We start from the raw sequence: 16,569 nt of genomic DNA on the forward strand, positions 1-16,569 counted from the left end.
CTTGCTGATCTTCGCGACCTCGGACAAGGGCGGCACCGGCCGCTCCGTCACCAGCTGCAACGTTGCCTTCCGCAGCTCGCTGGACAACCGCGAGGTGTGCTACCTGGACTTCGACTTCGGCTCGCCGACGGCCGGAGCGATCTTCCAGGTCGCGGGCGCCGCCAGCGGCACCCGCAACGGGGGACTGCACTCGTACCTCGACGGCCGCACCAGCCAGCCCGAGCGGATCGACATCTGGTCGAGCTCCGACCGCCAGAGCCTGCGGCAGCGCCCGCCCGGCGCCGGCCAGCTGGTGCTGTTCCCCGGCGACCACGGCGGCTCCGAGTTCCCGAACACCCCGGAGATGAACAAGCGCTGCGCCGACCTCTTCCTGCGCCTGGATGAGGAGTTCGACATCGTCATCGTGGACCTCAGCGCCGGCCGGTCGTATGCGACCGACATGGTGCTGGCCGCGACCGCGATGCCGAGCCTGCGCAAGGTCCTCACCCGCTGGCTGATCTTCCACCGCTGGACGAACCAGCACGTGGGCGCGGCGGCCGGCCTGGTGTACGACGAGGGCGGCATCCTGGCCACCGGCGAGGAGCGCGGCCACGACCGCCAGGAGCTGCTCGACGCGCTGCGCCTCGTCCGCACCGCCGTCATCAACCCCGACGCGGAGGAGCTCAGCCCGCTGCGCCCGGCCCAGATCGCCTTCCTGCGCGAGTGCAACTCGCGGCTGACCGACTTGGCCAGCAGCCGCAAGGTCGGCATCACCCAGGTCATCGCCTCGATCCCGCTCGACCCGCTGCTGCAGTGGCGGGAGCAGCTGATCTCCGACAACGACCTCTACGAGCGCAAGATCGCCAACGTGGAGACCGTGGAGGCGTTCGAGAAGCTGGCCAAGGACATCGTCGACCCCGTCGCCTGGGAGGTCGTGTAATGGTGGCGGAGGTCGAGTTCCGGGAGCTCGCGGCGCAGCCGCGCACGGTGTCGATAGCGTTGTCGCACCTGTCGATCGAGATCGGCCACCTTTACGCGGAGGACTTCGGCCCGGGGTACGTCAACATCCACCGGCACTTCGAGCGCGTCGCGCCGTGGGTGCACCAGGCCCGCGCGGCGTGCGCGGCCCAGCTGCCCAAACACGTCCGGCCGCGGATCAGCACGTGCTTCCTCGTCGACGACTACCGCAACACGATCCCGAACCCGGCCGAGGTCATCGAGCAGCTGCGCAAGGCCGCCGAGGCGTACGACCTGACCATCGACTACGTGGCCCGCGAGTCCGGCTGCGTCGAGGCCGAGGGCGTTCCGCTGGCCCGGCTCGTCGCCGACCGCCTGGTCTCCGACCCGCCGCCGCAGACCACGGGCGGGCGCCCGCCGGTCGCCGAGTCGGGCTGGCTCTGCAACGGCCAGCGCACCCCGGGCACCGCCCCGGCGATGGCCGCCGGGCCGCAGTGGAGCCCGCCGCACGAGAACGGGCCGAAGGGTCACTCGATCTTCGTCGACGTCGAGCTGTGGTCGCACGAGAAGGGTGAGCAGGTCTGGTCGTGCGCCTACCTCGCCTCGGTGTGGCAGCTTGTCCGGCTGGGGCTGCTGCGTCACCACGGCGAGGCGGCGGTGCGGCCGTACCGTCTCGACGACGACGACCCGCTGCCCCCGGACTGGTCCCGGCTGCCGACCGTGGTGCAGCTCAACCCCAAGGCCGCGCCCTTCAGCGCGTACCGCACGATGTCGGTCCTGCGCAGCCAGTTCCTGCCGGTCGAGCTGGCCGTGCGGACGATCCTCAGCCAGGTCTCGGTGGAGGGCTCGGTGCGCGAGGAGCTGACCGAGCGCAGCACGCACGAGGGCGTGGCCGTGCCCGATCAGGTGGTGCAGCGGATCTCGTACGCGTTCGTCAACGACGCCTGACGCCTAGGGGCTGTGTCGAAGTGGGGGTCGGAGCGAGGCGAGGCTCAGGCGTCGGCTGGGGCCGCGCCGGGCGCGCCCCGATACCGGGGTTGTATCGGGGTGTGACCGCTACGGTTCCCGGCGGCGTCTGAGCCCGCCGCAGCCCGGCCATCCACTTCGATACAGCCCCTAGCGCGCCGCCGCGCGCTGCAGCAGGGCGATGGTTCCGGACGCGACCTGGTCGCGGATCCACTCCACCGACGTCGTCCACTGCCGGGTGAAGCCCGGGCGGCGCTCGAAGACGTCCCACACCGGCAGCAGCGCCGGGTTCACCCGCGCCCCCGGCATCCACAGGTGCAGCAGCTGCTCCACCACCGGGCGCAGCTGCCCGGCCTTGTCCTGCACCGGGCGGGGGCTGCTGGTGACGTCCTCGATGAACCGGGCGACGGTGGTCAGCAGCCAGTCGTGCAGGGCCAGGTCCTCGCACAGCTCCTGGGCGGCGGGCGCCTCGTGCGGGGCCAGCTCCAGCTCGACGGTGCGCAGGCCCTCGGCGCCCATCGTGAACGTGGCGCGGCCGGACTGGGCGAAGCGCTCGTCGACCCGGACCGTCCAGCGCAGCTGGGTGCGGCGGCTGCGCAGCGGGGCCTGCCGGTCGAGCAGGTCGTTGCGCTGCACCCGATCGAGGAGCCGGTCGGCGATGCCGCCGAGGCTCAGCGTGTCGGCGGGCTCGACGCCCGGGCGCGGCCGCAGGAAGCCGGTGACGACGTCGTCCCAGTCCGTCCGCCCGATCGCCTCCAGGCGGCCGGCCCGGGCGATGTAGTGCGACCACGACAGCCGGCGGCCGGCGGCGCTCTGCTCCAGCCGGGCCGCGACCGAGCCCTGCACGACCCGCCCGCCGCTGATGAGGGCCCGCGACAGCGCCGCGCCCACGCACCGCGTCCGCCGGCCGCTCGCGCTGGGCAGCATGCAGTCGACGCCCTCGGCGACCTCGGGGGACACGGCGTGGGACGCCGGGCGCAGCGACGAGACGACCTCGGCCCCCTCGACCAGGCCCAGCAGCTGGACAGCGTCGGCGATCCTGAGCGACGTGGAGTGCTGCAGCAGGCCGGTGTGCACCTCGCCGATCAACATCGCCACTCCGCTCCGAAGGCTCTGCCCCTGATTTCATCGCACGGAGTCGTTCGGGGCAACTGTGCGGATGAGATCTGCCGCGTGGTGATGCTTGAGTCAACCCGAGCGACCCAAATTTTGATCAATAATCGGGGAGTGGTTCACTTGACCGCTGTGGCACTCGCTGCGCATCCGAAAAGCCTTCTGTACGAGAAGGTATACGTCCCCGTGACCGTGGGTTGGTTTGCCGCCCTCAAATCCTCCCCCGTCAAGGACGAACTGCTGGCCAACGCCGGCGAGTATGGCCTGCGCCGAACCCTCGAGGCGTTCAACGAGCTCTGCCGGAGCCTCGTCGACGAGCTCGTCACCGAGGAGATGGTGCGCTCCGCGCACGGCTGGCGCGAGGCCATCCTCTGGATGGACGGCGACTGGCGGCACAGTGACGAGGCCCCGGGCCCCGACCCCACCCTGGCCCAGCTGCGGATGTCGCTCGAGGCCAAGCTGCGGCGCAACATCAGCCTCGGGGTGCTGGAGGCGGTGCTGTGCCTCGAGTCGGCGTGCGAGTTCGCGCGCCGCGATCTCGGGCTGCGCGGCGACGCGCTGCGCGACACCCTGCAGGGCAGCCGCCAGCTGTATGCCAGCCTCGCCGTGCTGCACGACAAACAGGAACGCGAGCGACTGTCATTTCTCACCGGCATCTCGGGATATCTCGAGTATCCGGCGTACAACTATTCGCACGTGATCGGCGGCGAGTTGCGTATTCCGGCCGAGAAATTCGTCGCGGCCCGCACCGCCGACGGTTTGCGAATTCGTTTCGTGCGGCATCAGGTGGGCCGTATTGATGAGGCGGTGGACGGGCCCGCGATGCGCTGCCCGGCGCACCGGCCGAGCGCCGACCGGGCGGGTTCGACCTACAACGACGTGCTCTGGGACCTGCTGATCGGAATCTATCAGCGATCCGGACGTTTCGAATAGCCGATCGACCCGGACGCTCGCGTCGATCGATGTTGCTACCGTGGAGGCTGCGGCCAACCCCACCCACCCTCCACGGAGCAGCCGTTGACGAAGGCATATATCTCGGCCACCCAGAAGGACCTTCTGGATTGCCGGGAAGTGGTACATGCCGCGCTGCGCCGTCTCGACATCGACGACGTGGCGATGGAGGCGTATGTCGCCGACCGGCGGGCGCCGCTGGAGCGGTGCCTGGCCGATGTGGCGCAGTGCGACATCTACGTGGGGCTGTTCGCCTGGCGGTACGGGTTCCGCCCGCCGGGCCACGACAAGTCGATCACGGAGCTGGAGTACCGCGAGGCGCTGCGGCTGAAGAAGGCGTGCTACATCTTCCTGCTCGCCGAGGACGCACTGTGGCCGACGAACCTGGTCGACCGGGGCGAGGACGCCGACGCGATCACCGCGCTGCGTGAGGAGCTGCGCACCAACCACATCTGCAGCTTCTTCGGCACCGCCGAGGACCTGGGCGCCCAGGTGACCGCGGCGCTGGCGAACTACAAGGGCGCCCAGGAGCAGCGGGCCGCCGCGGACGCCGAGGCCGCCCTGGAGCTGAGCGACGAGGCCCGCAACGCCTATCTCGAGCGGCTGCGCCAGGCCTACGAGGGCGTCGAGCTCGACGTGCTCAGCCCGGAGCCGGCGGTGGACTACCTCAGTGTCGGGCTGCAGTCGGTCTTCGTCGAGCCGTCGGTGCGCGAGGAGGCCGCGCCCGAGGTGCCCCGGGAGTGGTGGCAGGGGATGCGGGCCGAGGACGACCCGGCCCTGCCCGACGACCGGCAGCAGGCGGTGCTGCTGCGCGAGTCCTACGAGATGAAGGCGCGCGAGCGGCTCTTCGGCGTGGTGTCGGACCCGGACCACCGGCTGATCGTGATCCTCGGCGACCCGGGCTCGGGCAAGTCGGCCGTGACCAGGTACCTCGCGCTGAGCCTGGCCGATGCGCTGGCCCGCCCGGACGGAGAGCCGGACCCGCGCCTGGCCGGCCTGCGGGGCCACCTGCCGGTGCTGATCGAGCTCCGCGAGTTCCTGGCGCACATGGGCGACGGGCGCTGCGAGGGCTTCCTGGACTACCTCGACCATCGCGCGAGCATGGACAGCCTCGGGCTGCCGCGCGACGGGCTGAACCAGTACCTGCGCGGCGGCGGCCGGGCACTGTTCCTCTTCGACGGGCTCGACGAGATCCTCGACCCGCACCGGCGGGAGACCGCGGCCGGGCAGATCGCGGCGTTCGCGCTGCAGTTCCCGCAGGCGCGCGTGCTGGTGACGTCGCGGATCGTGGGGTACGCCCGCCGCGCCCTCACCGAGGCGGGCTTCGACCACTTCACCCTCGACGACTTCGACGAGGAGCAGATCGAGCGGTACCTGGCCAGCTGGCACGCGCTCTCCCGGGACGACCGGGCGGCCCAGGCCGACGCGGCGCTGCAGCGCGGGCGCCTCCACGACGCGATCGACGGCTCGGCCGCGATCCGGGAGCTGGCCGGCAACCCGCTGCTGCTGACCATCCTGGCGGTGATGGCCCGCACCGAGGAGCTGCCCAAGGAGCGCTGGAAGCTCTACGACCACGCGGCCGACGTGCTGATCCTGCACTGGGACGTGAACCGGCAGCTGCGCGAGCGCCACGCCGGGGCCGAGCCGCTGGACGAGAACGCCTGCAAGGCGCTGCTGCAGCGGCTGGCACTGCGGATGCAGTCGCGCGAGGGCGGCCTGTCGGGCAACTACATCGCCAAGCGTGAGCTGCAGCGGGTCTTCGAGGACTACCTGGTCGAGCGGTACTCGTACACCCGGGGCATGGCCAGCGCGATGGCCAACACGATGATCGACCAGCTGCGGGAGCGCAACTTCATCCTGGGCCGCTACGGGGCGCGGCTGCACGGCTTCGTGCACCGCACGTTCCTGGAGTTCTTCTGCGCCCAGGCGATCGTCGAGCGGTTCGAGCAGGGCGATTCGGACTGGTCGCCGGAGCGGCTGCGGGAGCTGTTCACGGAGCACTGGGCCGACCCGTCGTGGCGCGAGGTGCTCCGGCTGATCGTCGGGCAGCTGCCGGAGCGGCCCGCGGGCGAGCTGATCGAGATGCTGGCGGTCGAGGTGAACCGGCCGTGGCCGGCGGGGGAGTTCACCCAGCCGCCGTGGAACCTGACGCTTGCCGCGCAGTGCCTGGCCGAGGTGGCCGACGTGCGGACCGTGGCCACCGCGGCGGGTACGGTGCTGCGGCAGCTGATCCTGCTCATCGAGCACGGCATCTCGATCGAGGACCGGGCCACCGCGGAACTCGTCGCGGCGGAGATCCTGCCCACCGCCCGGGTGCTGGGTGAGCGCTGGCCGGGGCGCGAAGCGTTCATCTTCTGGTACCGCCGCCGGGGTCTCATGGTCAGCTGGGTCACCGGCTCGGCGTTCGCCACGCGGATCGCGGCTCTGCTGGCCACCCCGCAGGAGGGCATCGAGGACCTGCTGGACGAGCGGCTCGGGGGCACCCGCGACCGGCGCGCCCGGCATGCGCTGATCGCCGGCCTGGCCGAGGTCGCGGCGCTGCCCGGGCTGGCCGAGCAGCCGGCCGGGGCCAGCCGCCGGGCCCGTTGCGCGGCGCTGCTGACCGCGCGGGCCCAGTCCGACCAGGACGGCAAGGTGCGCCTCGCGGCCGTGCAGGCCCTCGTCGCCGGCTTCGCCGACGACCCGCAGACCACCCAGCTGCTCGTCGAGCACGCCTCCGACGACCCGTCCCCGGACCTGCGCCTCATGGCGGTGCAGACCCTCGGCGCCCGGCCCGAGCTCGGCGACGCGATCCGCGCGCTGCTGGCCGACCGGGCCGCCGAGGACCCGAACGAGCCGGTGCGCCGGGCCGCGGTGCGGGCGCTCGGCGGGCACGTCGCCGGGCGGCCGGACATCGCGCCGCTGCTCGTGGACCGCATCCGCGCCGACCCCGACGCCGGCGTGGTCGAGGCGGCCACGCTCGCGCTGCTCGACGAGGGCGGCGCCGGCGTGGAGGAGCTGCGGGCCCTGCTGCTCGCGCGCGTGGGGGCCGAGACCACCGACCCGGTGCGCCGGTGCGTGCTGCGGCTGCTGGCCGAGTGGTGCCCGGACGACGACGTGCGGGCGCTGCTGGCCGACGCCCTGCGGCACAAGGACTCCGACCCCGGCTGCCGCGCGGTGGCCCTGGACGGCCTGGTCCGGCTGGACAAGACCGGGCCCGGGCTGCGGGAGCTGCTGCTGGACAGCGCCCTGCACGACACCGACGCCGGGCTGCGGCTCAGCGCGCTGCGGACGCTGACCGAGCGGTACCAGCCCGACCGCGCCCTGCTCGGGCGCGCCGCGGCCGTGGACGGCGACGCCGGCGTGCGCACGTTCGCGCTGGGCCGCATCGCCGAGCACTGGCGCGACGACGACACCGCCGACCTGCTCGTGCGCCGCGCCCGCGAGGACGGCTCGGCCGGGACGCGCCTGGCCGCGACCCGGCTGCTGGCCGAGCACTTCGCCGGCGACCCGCGCAGCCGCGACCTGATCATCCGGCAGGCCGCCGAGGAGGTCGACGCCGTCGTGCGGCTGGCCGCCGTGCGCGCCCTGATCCGGCTCGGCGCCTCGCCCGAGGTCCACGACCGCCTGCTCGAGCGTGTCCGCGCCGACGACGAGCCGCAGATCGTGCGGGAGGGCGCCGAGGCGCTCACCTCGTGGTCCCGTCACCGCGACCGGGTCTTCCGCCACCTGGTGCACCGGGTCCGCACCGACGACTACGCGCGGGTCCGGCTGGCCGCGCTGGAGACGCTGATCGGCCGCTTCCCGCCGCCCCGGCTGCTGGAGCTGCTGCGCGACCGGGTCGGGCGGGACCCCGACCCGCAGGTGTTCCGCATCGCCGCCGAGAGTCTCGGCCCGCTCGCCGGCGCGGGGGAGATGCGCACCGCGCTGCTGGCCCGGGCCGCGGACCCCGACCCGGCCATCCGCCGCCAGGCGTGCCAGGTGCTGGGCGACGGGTTCGGCGACGACGAGGAGGCCCGGGCCCGGCTGGCCGAGCGCGCCCGCACCGACCCCGACTTCCAGGTCCGCCGGGTCGCGCTGGCCGCGCTGGGCGAGGCCGCGCCGCACGACCTCTGGCTGCGCGAGCTGCTGGTGGAGATGGTCGACGACGACGACTGGTCGGTGCGCCGGGTCGCCGTGCACGCGCTCGGGCGGCAGTTCGGGGACGACGAGGCCATCCGGGCGCTCTTCGTCGAGCGGGCCCAGGCCGGGCCGGACGCGGACACGCGGCGGCTGTTCGGCCAGGCGCTCACGTGGCTGCCCCGCGCCGACCCGGAGGACCTGCCCTCCGTGATGTAACGGTCGCGGAACGCGGTGGAACGCCTTCCCGGTAGATGTCCGACGGGCATCGGGACGTACTGGGGAGGAGCAACAGGCATGAGCAGGAGACTCTGGGCCGGATCGGCCGGCATCGGGCTGGTCGCGGCGCTCGCCGTCGCCACGCCGGCGTCGGCGTCCGTCACCGGGTGCTACGGCGACTGCAAGCCCGGCATCGTGCGCGTCACCGGCAACCTGCGCTTCGACGCGCCGATCGGCGTCAACGACCGGATCACCGTCACCGGCGACAGCAGCGTCATCACCGTCACCGACCCCACCGCCACCCTCACGGCCGGGGCCGGCTGCACCCTCGTCACCCCGCACCAGGTGCAGTGCGCGTCCACGGCTTGGATGAGCATGCGCATCCGGGGGCTGGACGGGGACGACGTGATCACCAACGCCACCGCGTTCCCGGCCGACCTGTCCGGCAACGACGGCAACGACCGGCTCACCGGCGGGTCCGGGGACGACCGGCTCACCGGGGGCTTCGGGGCCGACGTGCTGCAGGGCGGGGGCGGCTCCGACACCGCGTCCTACGCCGACCAGTCCAACCGGCTCGCCGTCCGGGCCGACCTCGACGGTGCCACCGGCGACGACGGCAGCGCGGACGACGGGCCGGCCGGGGCGCGCGACACGATCGCCGCGGACGTCGAGAACCTCGTCGGCACGCTGCAGAACGACGTGCTGATCGGCAACGCCGGGGCCAACTCGATCGACGGCGACGGCGGCCACGACCAGATCCAGGGGCTCGGCGGGAACGACAGCCTCACGGCGCGGGGCGGCGGGAGCATCGACGGCGGGGCGGGCACCGATGACTGTACGTCGACACTGGTGTCGCAGCCGGTGAACCCCGATGTGTTCACTGGGTGTGAGTCGGCGGTGGTCGTACCGTAACCGGGCATCGATGGCCACCCGCCCGCAGGCCCGCGGGCGGGTGGCCCTTACCGGGGTGAGCGAGGCGGGTGACCAGGGCGGGTGACCGCGGGGCTCCGGCAGCGTACTGTGAGCCAGTCTCGTTTCCGATCGCTGGAGTCCCCGTGAAGCTCTCCATCCTGATGCCGGTGTACAACGAAGAGGCGCGGCTGCCTGACGCATTGAAGCAGGCCCTCGCCGTTGACTACCCGTGCGAGATCGAGCTCGTGGTCGTCGACGACGGCAGCAAGGACGGAACCGCACAGATCCTGGCCGCGGCGGACGACAGCCGGCTGCGCCCGATCACCCACCCGCGCAACCAGGGCAAGGGCGCGGCGATCAAGACCGCCGTGGCCGAGGCGAGCGGCGACTACATGGTGATCCTGGACGCCGACCTCGAGTACGACCCGAACGACATCCCCCGGCTGCTCGACCCGGTGCTCGACGGGCGCGCCGAGGTCGTCTACGGCAACCGGACCTTCGGCTCGCACAGCTCCTTCTCGTTCTGGTACGTGATGGGCAACAAGGCCGTCACCACCGCCGCGAACATGCTGTACAACTGCTACCTCTCCGACCTCGAGACCTGCTTCAAGCTGATGCCGCTCGAGCTGTACCGCTCGCTGGCGGTCAAGTCGAAGGGTTTCGGCATGGAGGCCGAGGTCACCGGCAAGCTGCTGCGCCGCAAGGTGCGCCCGTTCGAGGTGCCGATCAGCTACGCCGCCCGCTCCCGCGAGGAGGGCAAGAAGATCACGTGGAAGGACGGGGTCGAGGCGCTGTGGATCCTCGCCAAGGAGCGCATCCGCAAACCCCCGGCGAACATCTGACGGCATTCGCGGCATTCAACCCGGTGACTCGCTGATCGGCCAGAAAAATCTGACCGATCGATGGAGCCGGGGTGCCTGACCCCTGAGGATCATGGCCCCGTTGTGACCGCTCCCTGTCCATTCGGATCAGGGTCCACTTCAACGGGGAGTTCGCTAAGTGACTGAATCGCGCCTGCCCAGGCGCACCTCGATGACGCGCATCGCGCTCATCGGTGCGGTCGCCACGGCCGTCGTCGCCGCCGGAATTCCGGCGGCGTTCGCGGCGCCCGAGAAGCAAGGCAACACGGGCGCTGACGCCAGCAACCTCAAACCACCGTCCCACAAGCCCCTCACCAAGACGAAGGGCGCCGACCCGCAGGCCAAGCCGCAGGTCACCACGGAGAAGTTCCGTTCCGGCGGCCTCGGCGCGCTGACCGACAGCTACCTCGTCGTGCTCAAGAACAACAAGGCGACGCAGGACCAGGTCACGGCCAGCGCCGGGGCGCTCACCAAGGCCCACAACGGCAAGGTCGGCAAGGTCTGGTCGAAGGCGGTGCACGGCTTCAGTGCCACCATGTCGGACGCGGACGCCCGCAAGCTCGCCGCCGACCCGGACGTCGCCTACGTCGAGCAGAACAAGCTCGCCACGGTGACGGAGGGCACGCAGAACACCGATCCGGCGGACGCCAACCTGAACCGCTGGGGCCTCGACCGGATCGACCAGGCGTTCCACCCGCTCGACCACACGTACAACTACCCTGCCGCGGGCAGCGGCGTCACGGTGTACGTGATCGACACGGGCGTCAACCAGGCGCACCGTGAGTTCGCCGGCAACCCCGGCTTCAAGCAGTCCTACTCGACCACCTGGACGCAAGCCCAGGTCAACGCCTGTGGCACGCCCGCGGCCGGGGCGGACGACGCCGGGCACGGCACCTTCGTGGCCGCCGAGGTCGCCGGTGCGACCTTCGGCGTGGCGAAGGGCGTGCCGATCGAGTCCGTGAAGGTCGTCGCCTGCGACGGCAGCGCCACCACGGACCAGCTCATCGACGGCGTCAACTACGTCACCCAGAACGCCGTCCGGCCGGCCGTGGTCAACATGAGCCTCGGCATCCCGGGCAGCCAGGCGCTCGACGACGTCATCAAGACGTCGATCGCCAGCGGCATCACCTACTCGGTCGCCGCCGGCAACGAGAGCACCGACGCCTGCACCAGGTCGCCGGCGCGGGTCACGGAGGCGATCACCGTCGGCGCCACCGACGAGACCGACTTCCGGGCGTCCTTCTCGAACACCGGCTCCTGCGTCGACCTGTTCGCGCCCGGCGTGAGCATCGAGTCGGCGTACTACGCGCCCACGAGCGAGGAAAGCCAGACCACCTTCGCCGACGGCACCTCGATGGCCACGCCGCTCGTCGCGGGTGACGCGGCCCTGCTGCTGCAGGCCCACCCGACCTGGACCCCGGCCCAGGTGCGGGACGCGATCGTCAAGGCGGGCGTCGCCGGAACGGTCCACGCGGCCGGCGCCGGATCGCCCACCAAGCTGCTGCGCATCGGCGAGCCGGCCGCGCCGACCTCGTTCGGTCTGCGGGCGCACGCCAACGGCCTGTTCGTCACGGCCGAGGGCGCCGGCGCGCAGCCGATGATCGCCAACCGCTACAACAAGGGCGCCTGGGAGGGCATCACGGTCGTGGACGCCGGCGACGGCGTGCACGTCGCGCTGCGCTCCAGCTCGAACAACCAGTTCATCACCGCCGAGAACGGCGGTGCCTCCCCGCTGATCGCCAACCGGGCGAGCATCGGGGCGTGGGAGAAGTTCACGCTCGTCAGCAACGCCGACGGCAGCGTCAGCTTCCAGGCCGCGGTCAACGGCAAGTACGTCACCGCCGACCTCAACAACGGCGGCAAGCTCATCGCCAACCGCGACGCGATCGGACTGTGGGAGTCCTTCGACCGGGCCGGCCCGGCCACGACGGTCTTCCTGTACTCCCTCGTCGCCGGCCTGTACGTCACGGCGGACAACGGCGGCAACTCGCCGCTGGTCGCCAACCGTACGTCGATCGGGCAGTGGGAGCAGTTCGACGTCGTCGACGCGGGCGGGTACGCCGCCTTCGTCTCGCACGCGAACGGCAAGTTCGTCACCGCCGACCTCAACAACGGCGGCAAGCTCATCGCCAGCCGGACGGCCGTCGGCGCGTGGGAGAAGTTCACCGTCGTGGCCGACGGTGACGGCATCACCAGCTACTTCGCCAACGCGAACAGCCGGTACGTCACCGCCGAGAACGGCGGCGCCCTGCCGCTGACCGCCAACCGCACCTCGGTCGGCGCGTGGGAGCTGTTCTTCTTCTACAACGTGGGCGAACTGACCCCGTAAACGCACAAGGGTTCCCCCCGCCGGTCGACCCGACCGGCGGGGGGTTCTTCGTTTCGCACGGCGTACCGTGGCGCGGTGAGCTTCGGTCAACCCGTCGCGTCGCTCGAGGTACAGGTGGCGCTGTCCTGGGCGGTCCGCCGGGCCTGGGAGACGCGCGAGGCGAGTGTCAGCGCGGAGCGCGCCGCCGACGCGATGCTGCGCATGCTCGGCGCCGACGAGGTCCGCTGGCAGATGCTGCCCGGCTGGGGTGCCTCCGGCGAGGAGGTGCCGGCCGAGCAGGAGGACGAGGTCGAGGCGACGCTGCGGCTCGCGCAGTGGCGGGCCCGGCGCGACCTGCGCCGCTCGGCCGACGACCCGCTGCCGGAGTGGGACCCGCGGGTGCGGGTCGGGCTCGGCCGGGCCTTCGCGGCGGCCGCCGAGGCGCCCGCGATCCGCTGCATCGGCTTCCGGCTCTTCCTGCGCGCGCTGCTGGTGGAGTGCGCCTCGCCGGGGGAGTGGTCCGAGTTCATCCGCCGCTTCCACCTGCGCCCCGACGAGGAGTTCCTGCTCGACGGCACGCCCCCGGTCAGCTCGGCCACCGCGTTCCTGCGCCCCGTCCGCAAGGGCGACCCGGTGCTCTCGGCGCTGGCCGCCCCGGCGGTGCTGCGGGGCGAGGCGGTGCAGCAGGCGGTGCGGGGCGGCTGCGCGCTGGTCGGGCAGGCGCACGCGGTGATGGCCATGTGCGCGCTGGAGTACCTGATGGCGATCACCAGCATCCGGCTCGCCGACGACGCCGCCGCCACGAACCAGGGCGCCCGGGTGCTGGCCGAGCTCGGCCTGGCGTACCCGGCCGTGAAGGACTTCGCGATGGACCTCTCGCCCGGCCCGGCCGCGATCCCGCGCGAGGACAAGGCGTGGCGGGCCGGGCGCGGCGACCCGCCGTTCGGCGCCGACCTCTACCACGCCGCGGGCGAGGCGTCGCGGCTGGCGGGCGAGCTCAGGCACCGGTACGTCGGCTCGTCCCACCTGCTCTTCGCGATCGCCTCGGAGGGCGAGGGCCCGGGCGCCCGGATGCTGCGCGGCCACGGCGTCGACCCGGCCGCGGTCGCCGTACGCCTCGGCCGCGAACTGGCCCCCTGAGCAAAGCGCGAGCCGGTCGGTAGGCTGCCACGGTGACCGGGCGACTGCTGGCCATCAGCGACCTCCACGTCGGATACGCCGAGAACCGCGCGCTCGTCGAGCAGATGCGGCCCACCCACCCCGACGACTGGCTGATCGTGGCCGGCGACGTGGCCGAGCGGTTCGCCGACGTCACGTGGGCGCTGCGCACGCTCAGCGAGCGGTTCGCGAAGGTCATCTGGGCGCCGGGCAACCACGAGCTGTGGACGCCGCAGAACGATCCCGAGCAGGCGCGCGGGGTGGCGCGGTACGAGAAGCTGGTCGACGCGTGCCGGAAGCTCGGCGTGCTGACGCCCGAGGACCCGTACGCAATGTGGGAGGACCGCCTCGCGATCGCCCCGCTCTTCGTGCTGTACGACTACTCGTTCTGGCCCAAGGGCGCGACCTCGACCGAGCAGGCCCTGGAGATGGCCCACGCCGCCGGGATCGTGGGCACCGACGAGGCCCTCCTGCACCCCGACCCCTACGCGGGGCGCGCCGACTGGTGCGCGGCCCGGCTGGAGCTGACCGAGGCCCGGCTGGCCGCCGTCGGCGGGCCGACGGTGCTGGTCAACCACTTCCCGGTGGTCCGCGAGCCGACGGACGTGCTGTGGTACCCCGAGTTCGCCCTCTGGTGCGGCACGACCCGCACGCGCGACTGGCCCACCCGCTTCGGCGCCGAGGTCGTCGTCTACGGCCACCTGCACATCCCGCGGACGATCTGGCACGACGGCATCCGGCACGAGGAGGTCTCGGTCGGGTACCCGCGCGAGTGGAGCAAGCGCGCGACCCCGCCGGCCCAACTCCGCCCGGTTTTGGAGCCTCCGTCCGAGAACCTCCCCCCGGCCCCACGGGCGGCCACGCCTCGGGAATGATCGATGCGCCACCCCAACCACCCCTGGGAGCGCAGTTTGCGTCAGCATGCCCTGCGCCGTTCGCTGCTGTCCGCCGCAGCCACGGCCGTCATCGTCGCCGGCATCGCGGTGCCCGCCGGCCCGGCCCTCGCGGCCGGGACGAGCACGGTCACCGGCCACCTCACCGACTCCTCCGGCCAGCCCCTCGCCAACGCCTCCGTCCAGGTCTCCGACGGCGGCACGACGACCGTCGACACCACCACCGACGCGAGCGGGGCCTACACGGCGTCCGGCCTCGCCGCCGGCGACTACACCGTGTCGTTCGTCCCGGCCGGCGCGCAGTTCCGCCAGTACGCCCACCGCCAGCGCGCGTGGGAGGCCGCCGAGCACTTCGCGGTCGCCGCCGGGGCCACGGTCGTCGTCGACGACCAGGCGCTGCCGTCCGGCCGGATCGCCGGGGCCCTGCACCAGCGCGACGGCTCCCCGGCCACCGCGTCCCTCACCGTCTACGCCGGTGACGAGCAGGTCCTGGCCGGCGTCGCGGACACCGCGGCCGACGGCACGTTCTCGCTCGAACTGCTGCCGGGCACCTACAAGATCCAGTTTTACCGGTACCCGTCGATCAACCAGTGGAACGGCGCCTCCTTCACCTACGATTCGGCCGCCCCGATCGCGGTCGTGGCCGGGCAGACGACGCCGCTGCAGGAGACGTTGATCCCGACCGGCTCGATCGCCGGTCAGCTGCTCGCGGCCGACGGCACCCCGGCGGCCGGGGTCTCGGTCGGCGCGAGCACCCTGGAGTACATCGGCGGCACCCACAACGCGACCACGGGCGCGGACGGCCGCTACCGGATCGACGACGTGCCGGTCCGCGGCGACTGGCTCGTCAGCTTCTCCGGGCCGAGGTGGGTCCCGCAGTACGCGCACGACAAGCTCACCCCCGAGTCCGCCGACCGCTTCGCGGTGACCGAGGGCCAGGTGACCACGGTGGACGAGCGGTTCCGGCCGACCGGCTCCGTGCGCATCCGCGCGCACGACGCCGGCTCCGGGGCGCCGCTGTCCGGCTTCTGCGCCTACGCACTGCTCAACACCAACATCTCCGGCTGCACCGACGGCGCCGAGCTGGTGCTGACCGACGTGTTCGCGGGCACGTGGCACTTCAACGTCAACATCGGCGACCGCCGGCACTTCGAGGTCACCGACGCCGCGGCGACGGTCACCGGCGGCCAGACCGCCGACCTCGACGTGGCGATGGCCCTCGGCGCGAGCATCACCGTGCCGATGGTCGCGAGCGCCGGCGGCGCCGCGGCCGAGGGCTGCGTGCAGCTGGGCAAGGTCGGCGACTCGTTCCCGACCTGGCTCTCCTACGCCTGCTCCGACTGGCAGCAGCCGCCGGTGCCCGGCACGGTCGTGCTCGGGCCGCTGGAGCCCGGCGCCTACCAGGTGTTCGCCGACCCGAACGGCGACGCCCTCGGCGCGCAGTGGGTGGGCCCGGCCGGCGGCACCGGCGACCGCGACGCCGCCTCCCGGTTCACGGTGGCCGCCGGGGACCAGCTCACGGTGCCGGTGGTCCGGCTCGACGCGGCCGGCTCGATCCGGGGGAACGTGACCGACGTGGCCACCGGCGCCCCGGTGCCCTACGCCTGCGTCTCGGTCACCCCGATCGTGCCCGGGTTCGGCGGGGACGGCTGCCCGCACTCGACCGGCGCGGACGGCACCTACGTGCTCACCGGGCTGGGCCCGTACGCGTGGCCGGTGGAGTTCGCCAAGGCCGAGTACCAGTGGCGCTGGTCCGGCAACGCCCCCAGCCGGCCCGAGGCCACCAAGGTGACCGTGCGCGTTGGCAAGAGCGTGGCGGCCAACATCAAGCTGCGCACCGGCGGCGGGACCGTCGCCGGCACCCTCCGCGACGCCGCCGGGCACCCGGTCGACGGGGCCGTGACCCCGTACAACGCGGTGACCGGCGAGGCCGTCGCGCTCGGCGGGACGGCCTACAACGGGCAGCCGTACTCGATCCCGCTGCTCGCGCCGCAGCAGTCGGTCAAGCTGCGCTGGTCGACCAACGACGGCCGCAACGGCTGGGTCGGGGGCGCGAACTTCGCCTCGGCCACGGCCTACCCGGTCAAGAACAACAAGACGGTGACGGTCAACATCACCATCCCGTGACACGGCGGTGGCCGGGGCCCGCGGGCCC

The 16,569-nt window shown here is 72.6% G+C and carries 11 protein-coding genes; 10 read left to right on the plus strand and 1 reads right to left on the minus strand.

From position 1 onward, the window contains the following. Position 1 precedes the first annotated feature (1 nt). Both ACPPVO_RS04330 and ACPPVO_RS04335 read left to right on the plus strand, forming a co-directional pair. A complete protein-coding gene (locus tag ACPPVO_RS04330; protein WP_426509987.1) occupies positions 2–919 on the plus strand; it encodes an SCO2523 family variant P-loop protein in 918 nt (305 codons plus the stop codon). After that, entirely contained in the window at positions 919–1,884 is a 966-nt protein-coding gene (locus ACPPVO_RS04335) for an SCO2522 family protein (RefSeq protein ID WP_426509988.1), read from the plus strand. Before ACPPVO_RS04330 ends, ACPPVO_RS04335 begins: the two co-directional genes overlap by 1 nt. A gap of 168 nt (positions 1,885–2,052) precedes the next feature. Here the strand turns inward: ACPPVO_RS04335 and ACPPVO_RS04340 are convergent, their stop codons facing one another. Further along, a complete protein-coding gene (locus ACPPVO_RS04340) occupies positions 2,053–2,994 on the minus strand; it encodes an SCO2521 family protein (RefSeq protein ID WP_426509989.1) in 942 nt (313 codons plus the stop codon). A gap of 144 nt (positions 2,995–3,138) precedes the next feature. Here ACPPVO_RS04340 and ACPPVO_RS04345 point away from each other — a divergent pair, with 144 nt between their 5' ends. The 8 genes from ACPPVO_RS04345 (at position 3,139) to ACPPVO_RS04380 (ending at position 16,541) form a co-directional block, all read left to right on the plus strand. Beyond that, positions 3,139–3,948 carry a hypothetical protein gene (locus ACPPVO_RS04345; RefSeq protein WP_426509990.1) on the plus strand — a complete coding sequence of 270 codons (810 nt, stop codon included), beginning with the start codon at positions 3,139–3,141 and terminating at the stop codon, positions 3,946–3,948. An 84-nt stretch (positions 3,949–4,032) separates the two neighbouring features. Then, positions 4,033–8,283 carry a HEAT repeat domain-containing protein gene (locus ACPPVO_RS04350; protein ID WP_426509991.1) on the plus strand — a complete coding sequence of 1,417 codons (4,251 nt, stop codon included), beginning with the start codon at positions 4,033–4,035 and terminating at the stop codon, positions 8,281–8,283. Between the two features lie 78 nt (positions 8,284–8,361). Next, positions 8,362–9,195 (plus strand): calcium-binding protein, encoded by an 834-nt coding sequence (locus tag ACPPVO_RS04355; protein ID WP_426509992.1) that lies wholly within the window; start codon positions 8,362–8,364, stop codon positions 9,193–9,195. A 143-nt stretch (positions 9,196–9,338) separates the two neighbouring features. Then, the gene (locus tag ACPPVO_RS04360) at positions 9,339–10,037 is read left to right on the plus strand and encodes a glycosyltransferase family 2 protein (RefSeq protein ID WP_360394579.1); all 699 of its coding nucleotides are present in this window, start codon (positions 9,339–9,341) and stop codon (positions 10,035–10,037) included. Between the two features lie 157 nt (positions 10,038–10,194). Further along, positions 10,195–12,384 (plus strand): S8 family serine peptidase, encoded by a 2,190-nt coding sequence (locus ACPPVO_RS04365; protein WP_426509993.1) that lies wholly within the window; start codon positions 10,195–10,197, stop codon positions 12,382–12,384. A gap of 75 nt (positions 12,385–12,459) precedes the next feature. Continuing rightward, a complete protein-coding gene (locus tag ACPPVO_RS04370; RefSeq protein ID WP_426509994.1) occupies positions 12,460–13,503 on the plus strand; it encodes a Clp protease N-terminal domain-containing protein in 1,044 nt (347 codons plus the stop codon). 32 nt (positions 13,504–13,535) lie between these two features. After that, positions 13,536–14,396: a metallophosphoesterase family protein gene (locus ACPPVO_RS04375; RefSeq protein WP_426509995.1), complete on the plus strand. Its 861-nt coding sequence runs from the start codon at positions 13,536–13,538 to the stop codon at positions 14,394–14,396. Positions 14,397–14,432: 36 nt separating this feature from the next. Continuing rightward, complete coding sequence (locus ACPPVO_RS04380) at positions 14,433–16,541, plus strand: carboxypeptidase regulatory-like domain-containing protein (protein ID WP_426509996.1); 2,109 nt, start codon at positions 14,433–14,435, stop codon at positions 16,539–16,541. Positions 16,542–16,569 lie beyond the last annotated feature (28 nt).

Origin of the sequence: Dactylosporangium sp. McL0621 (assembly GCF_049995355.1) — a bacterium.
Classification (GTDB): domain Bacteria; phylum Actinomycetota; class Actinomycetes; order Mycobacteriales; family Micromonosporaceae; genus Dactylosporangium.

Coding starts and splice junctions, on each gene's coding strand:
- ACPPVO_RS04335 (WP_426509988.1), top strand. CDS start 919: ATGGTGGCGGAGGTCGAGTTCCGGGAGCTCGCGGCGCAGCCGCGCACG.
- ACPPVO_RS04340 (WP_426509989.1), bottom strand. CDS start 2,994: ATGTTGATCGGCGAGGTGCACACCGGCCTGCTGCAGCACTCCACGTCG.
- ACPPVO_RS04355 (WP_426509992.1), top strand. CDS start 8,362: ATGAGCAGGAGACTCTGGGCCGGATCGGCCGGCATCGGGCTGGTCGCG.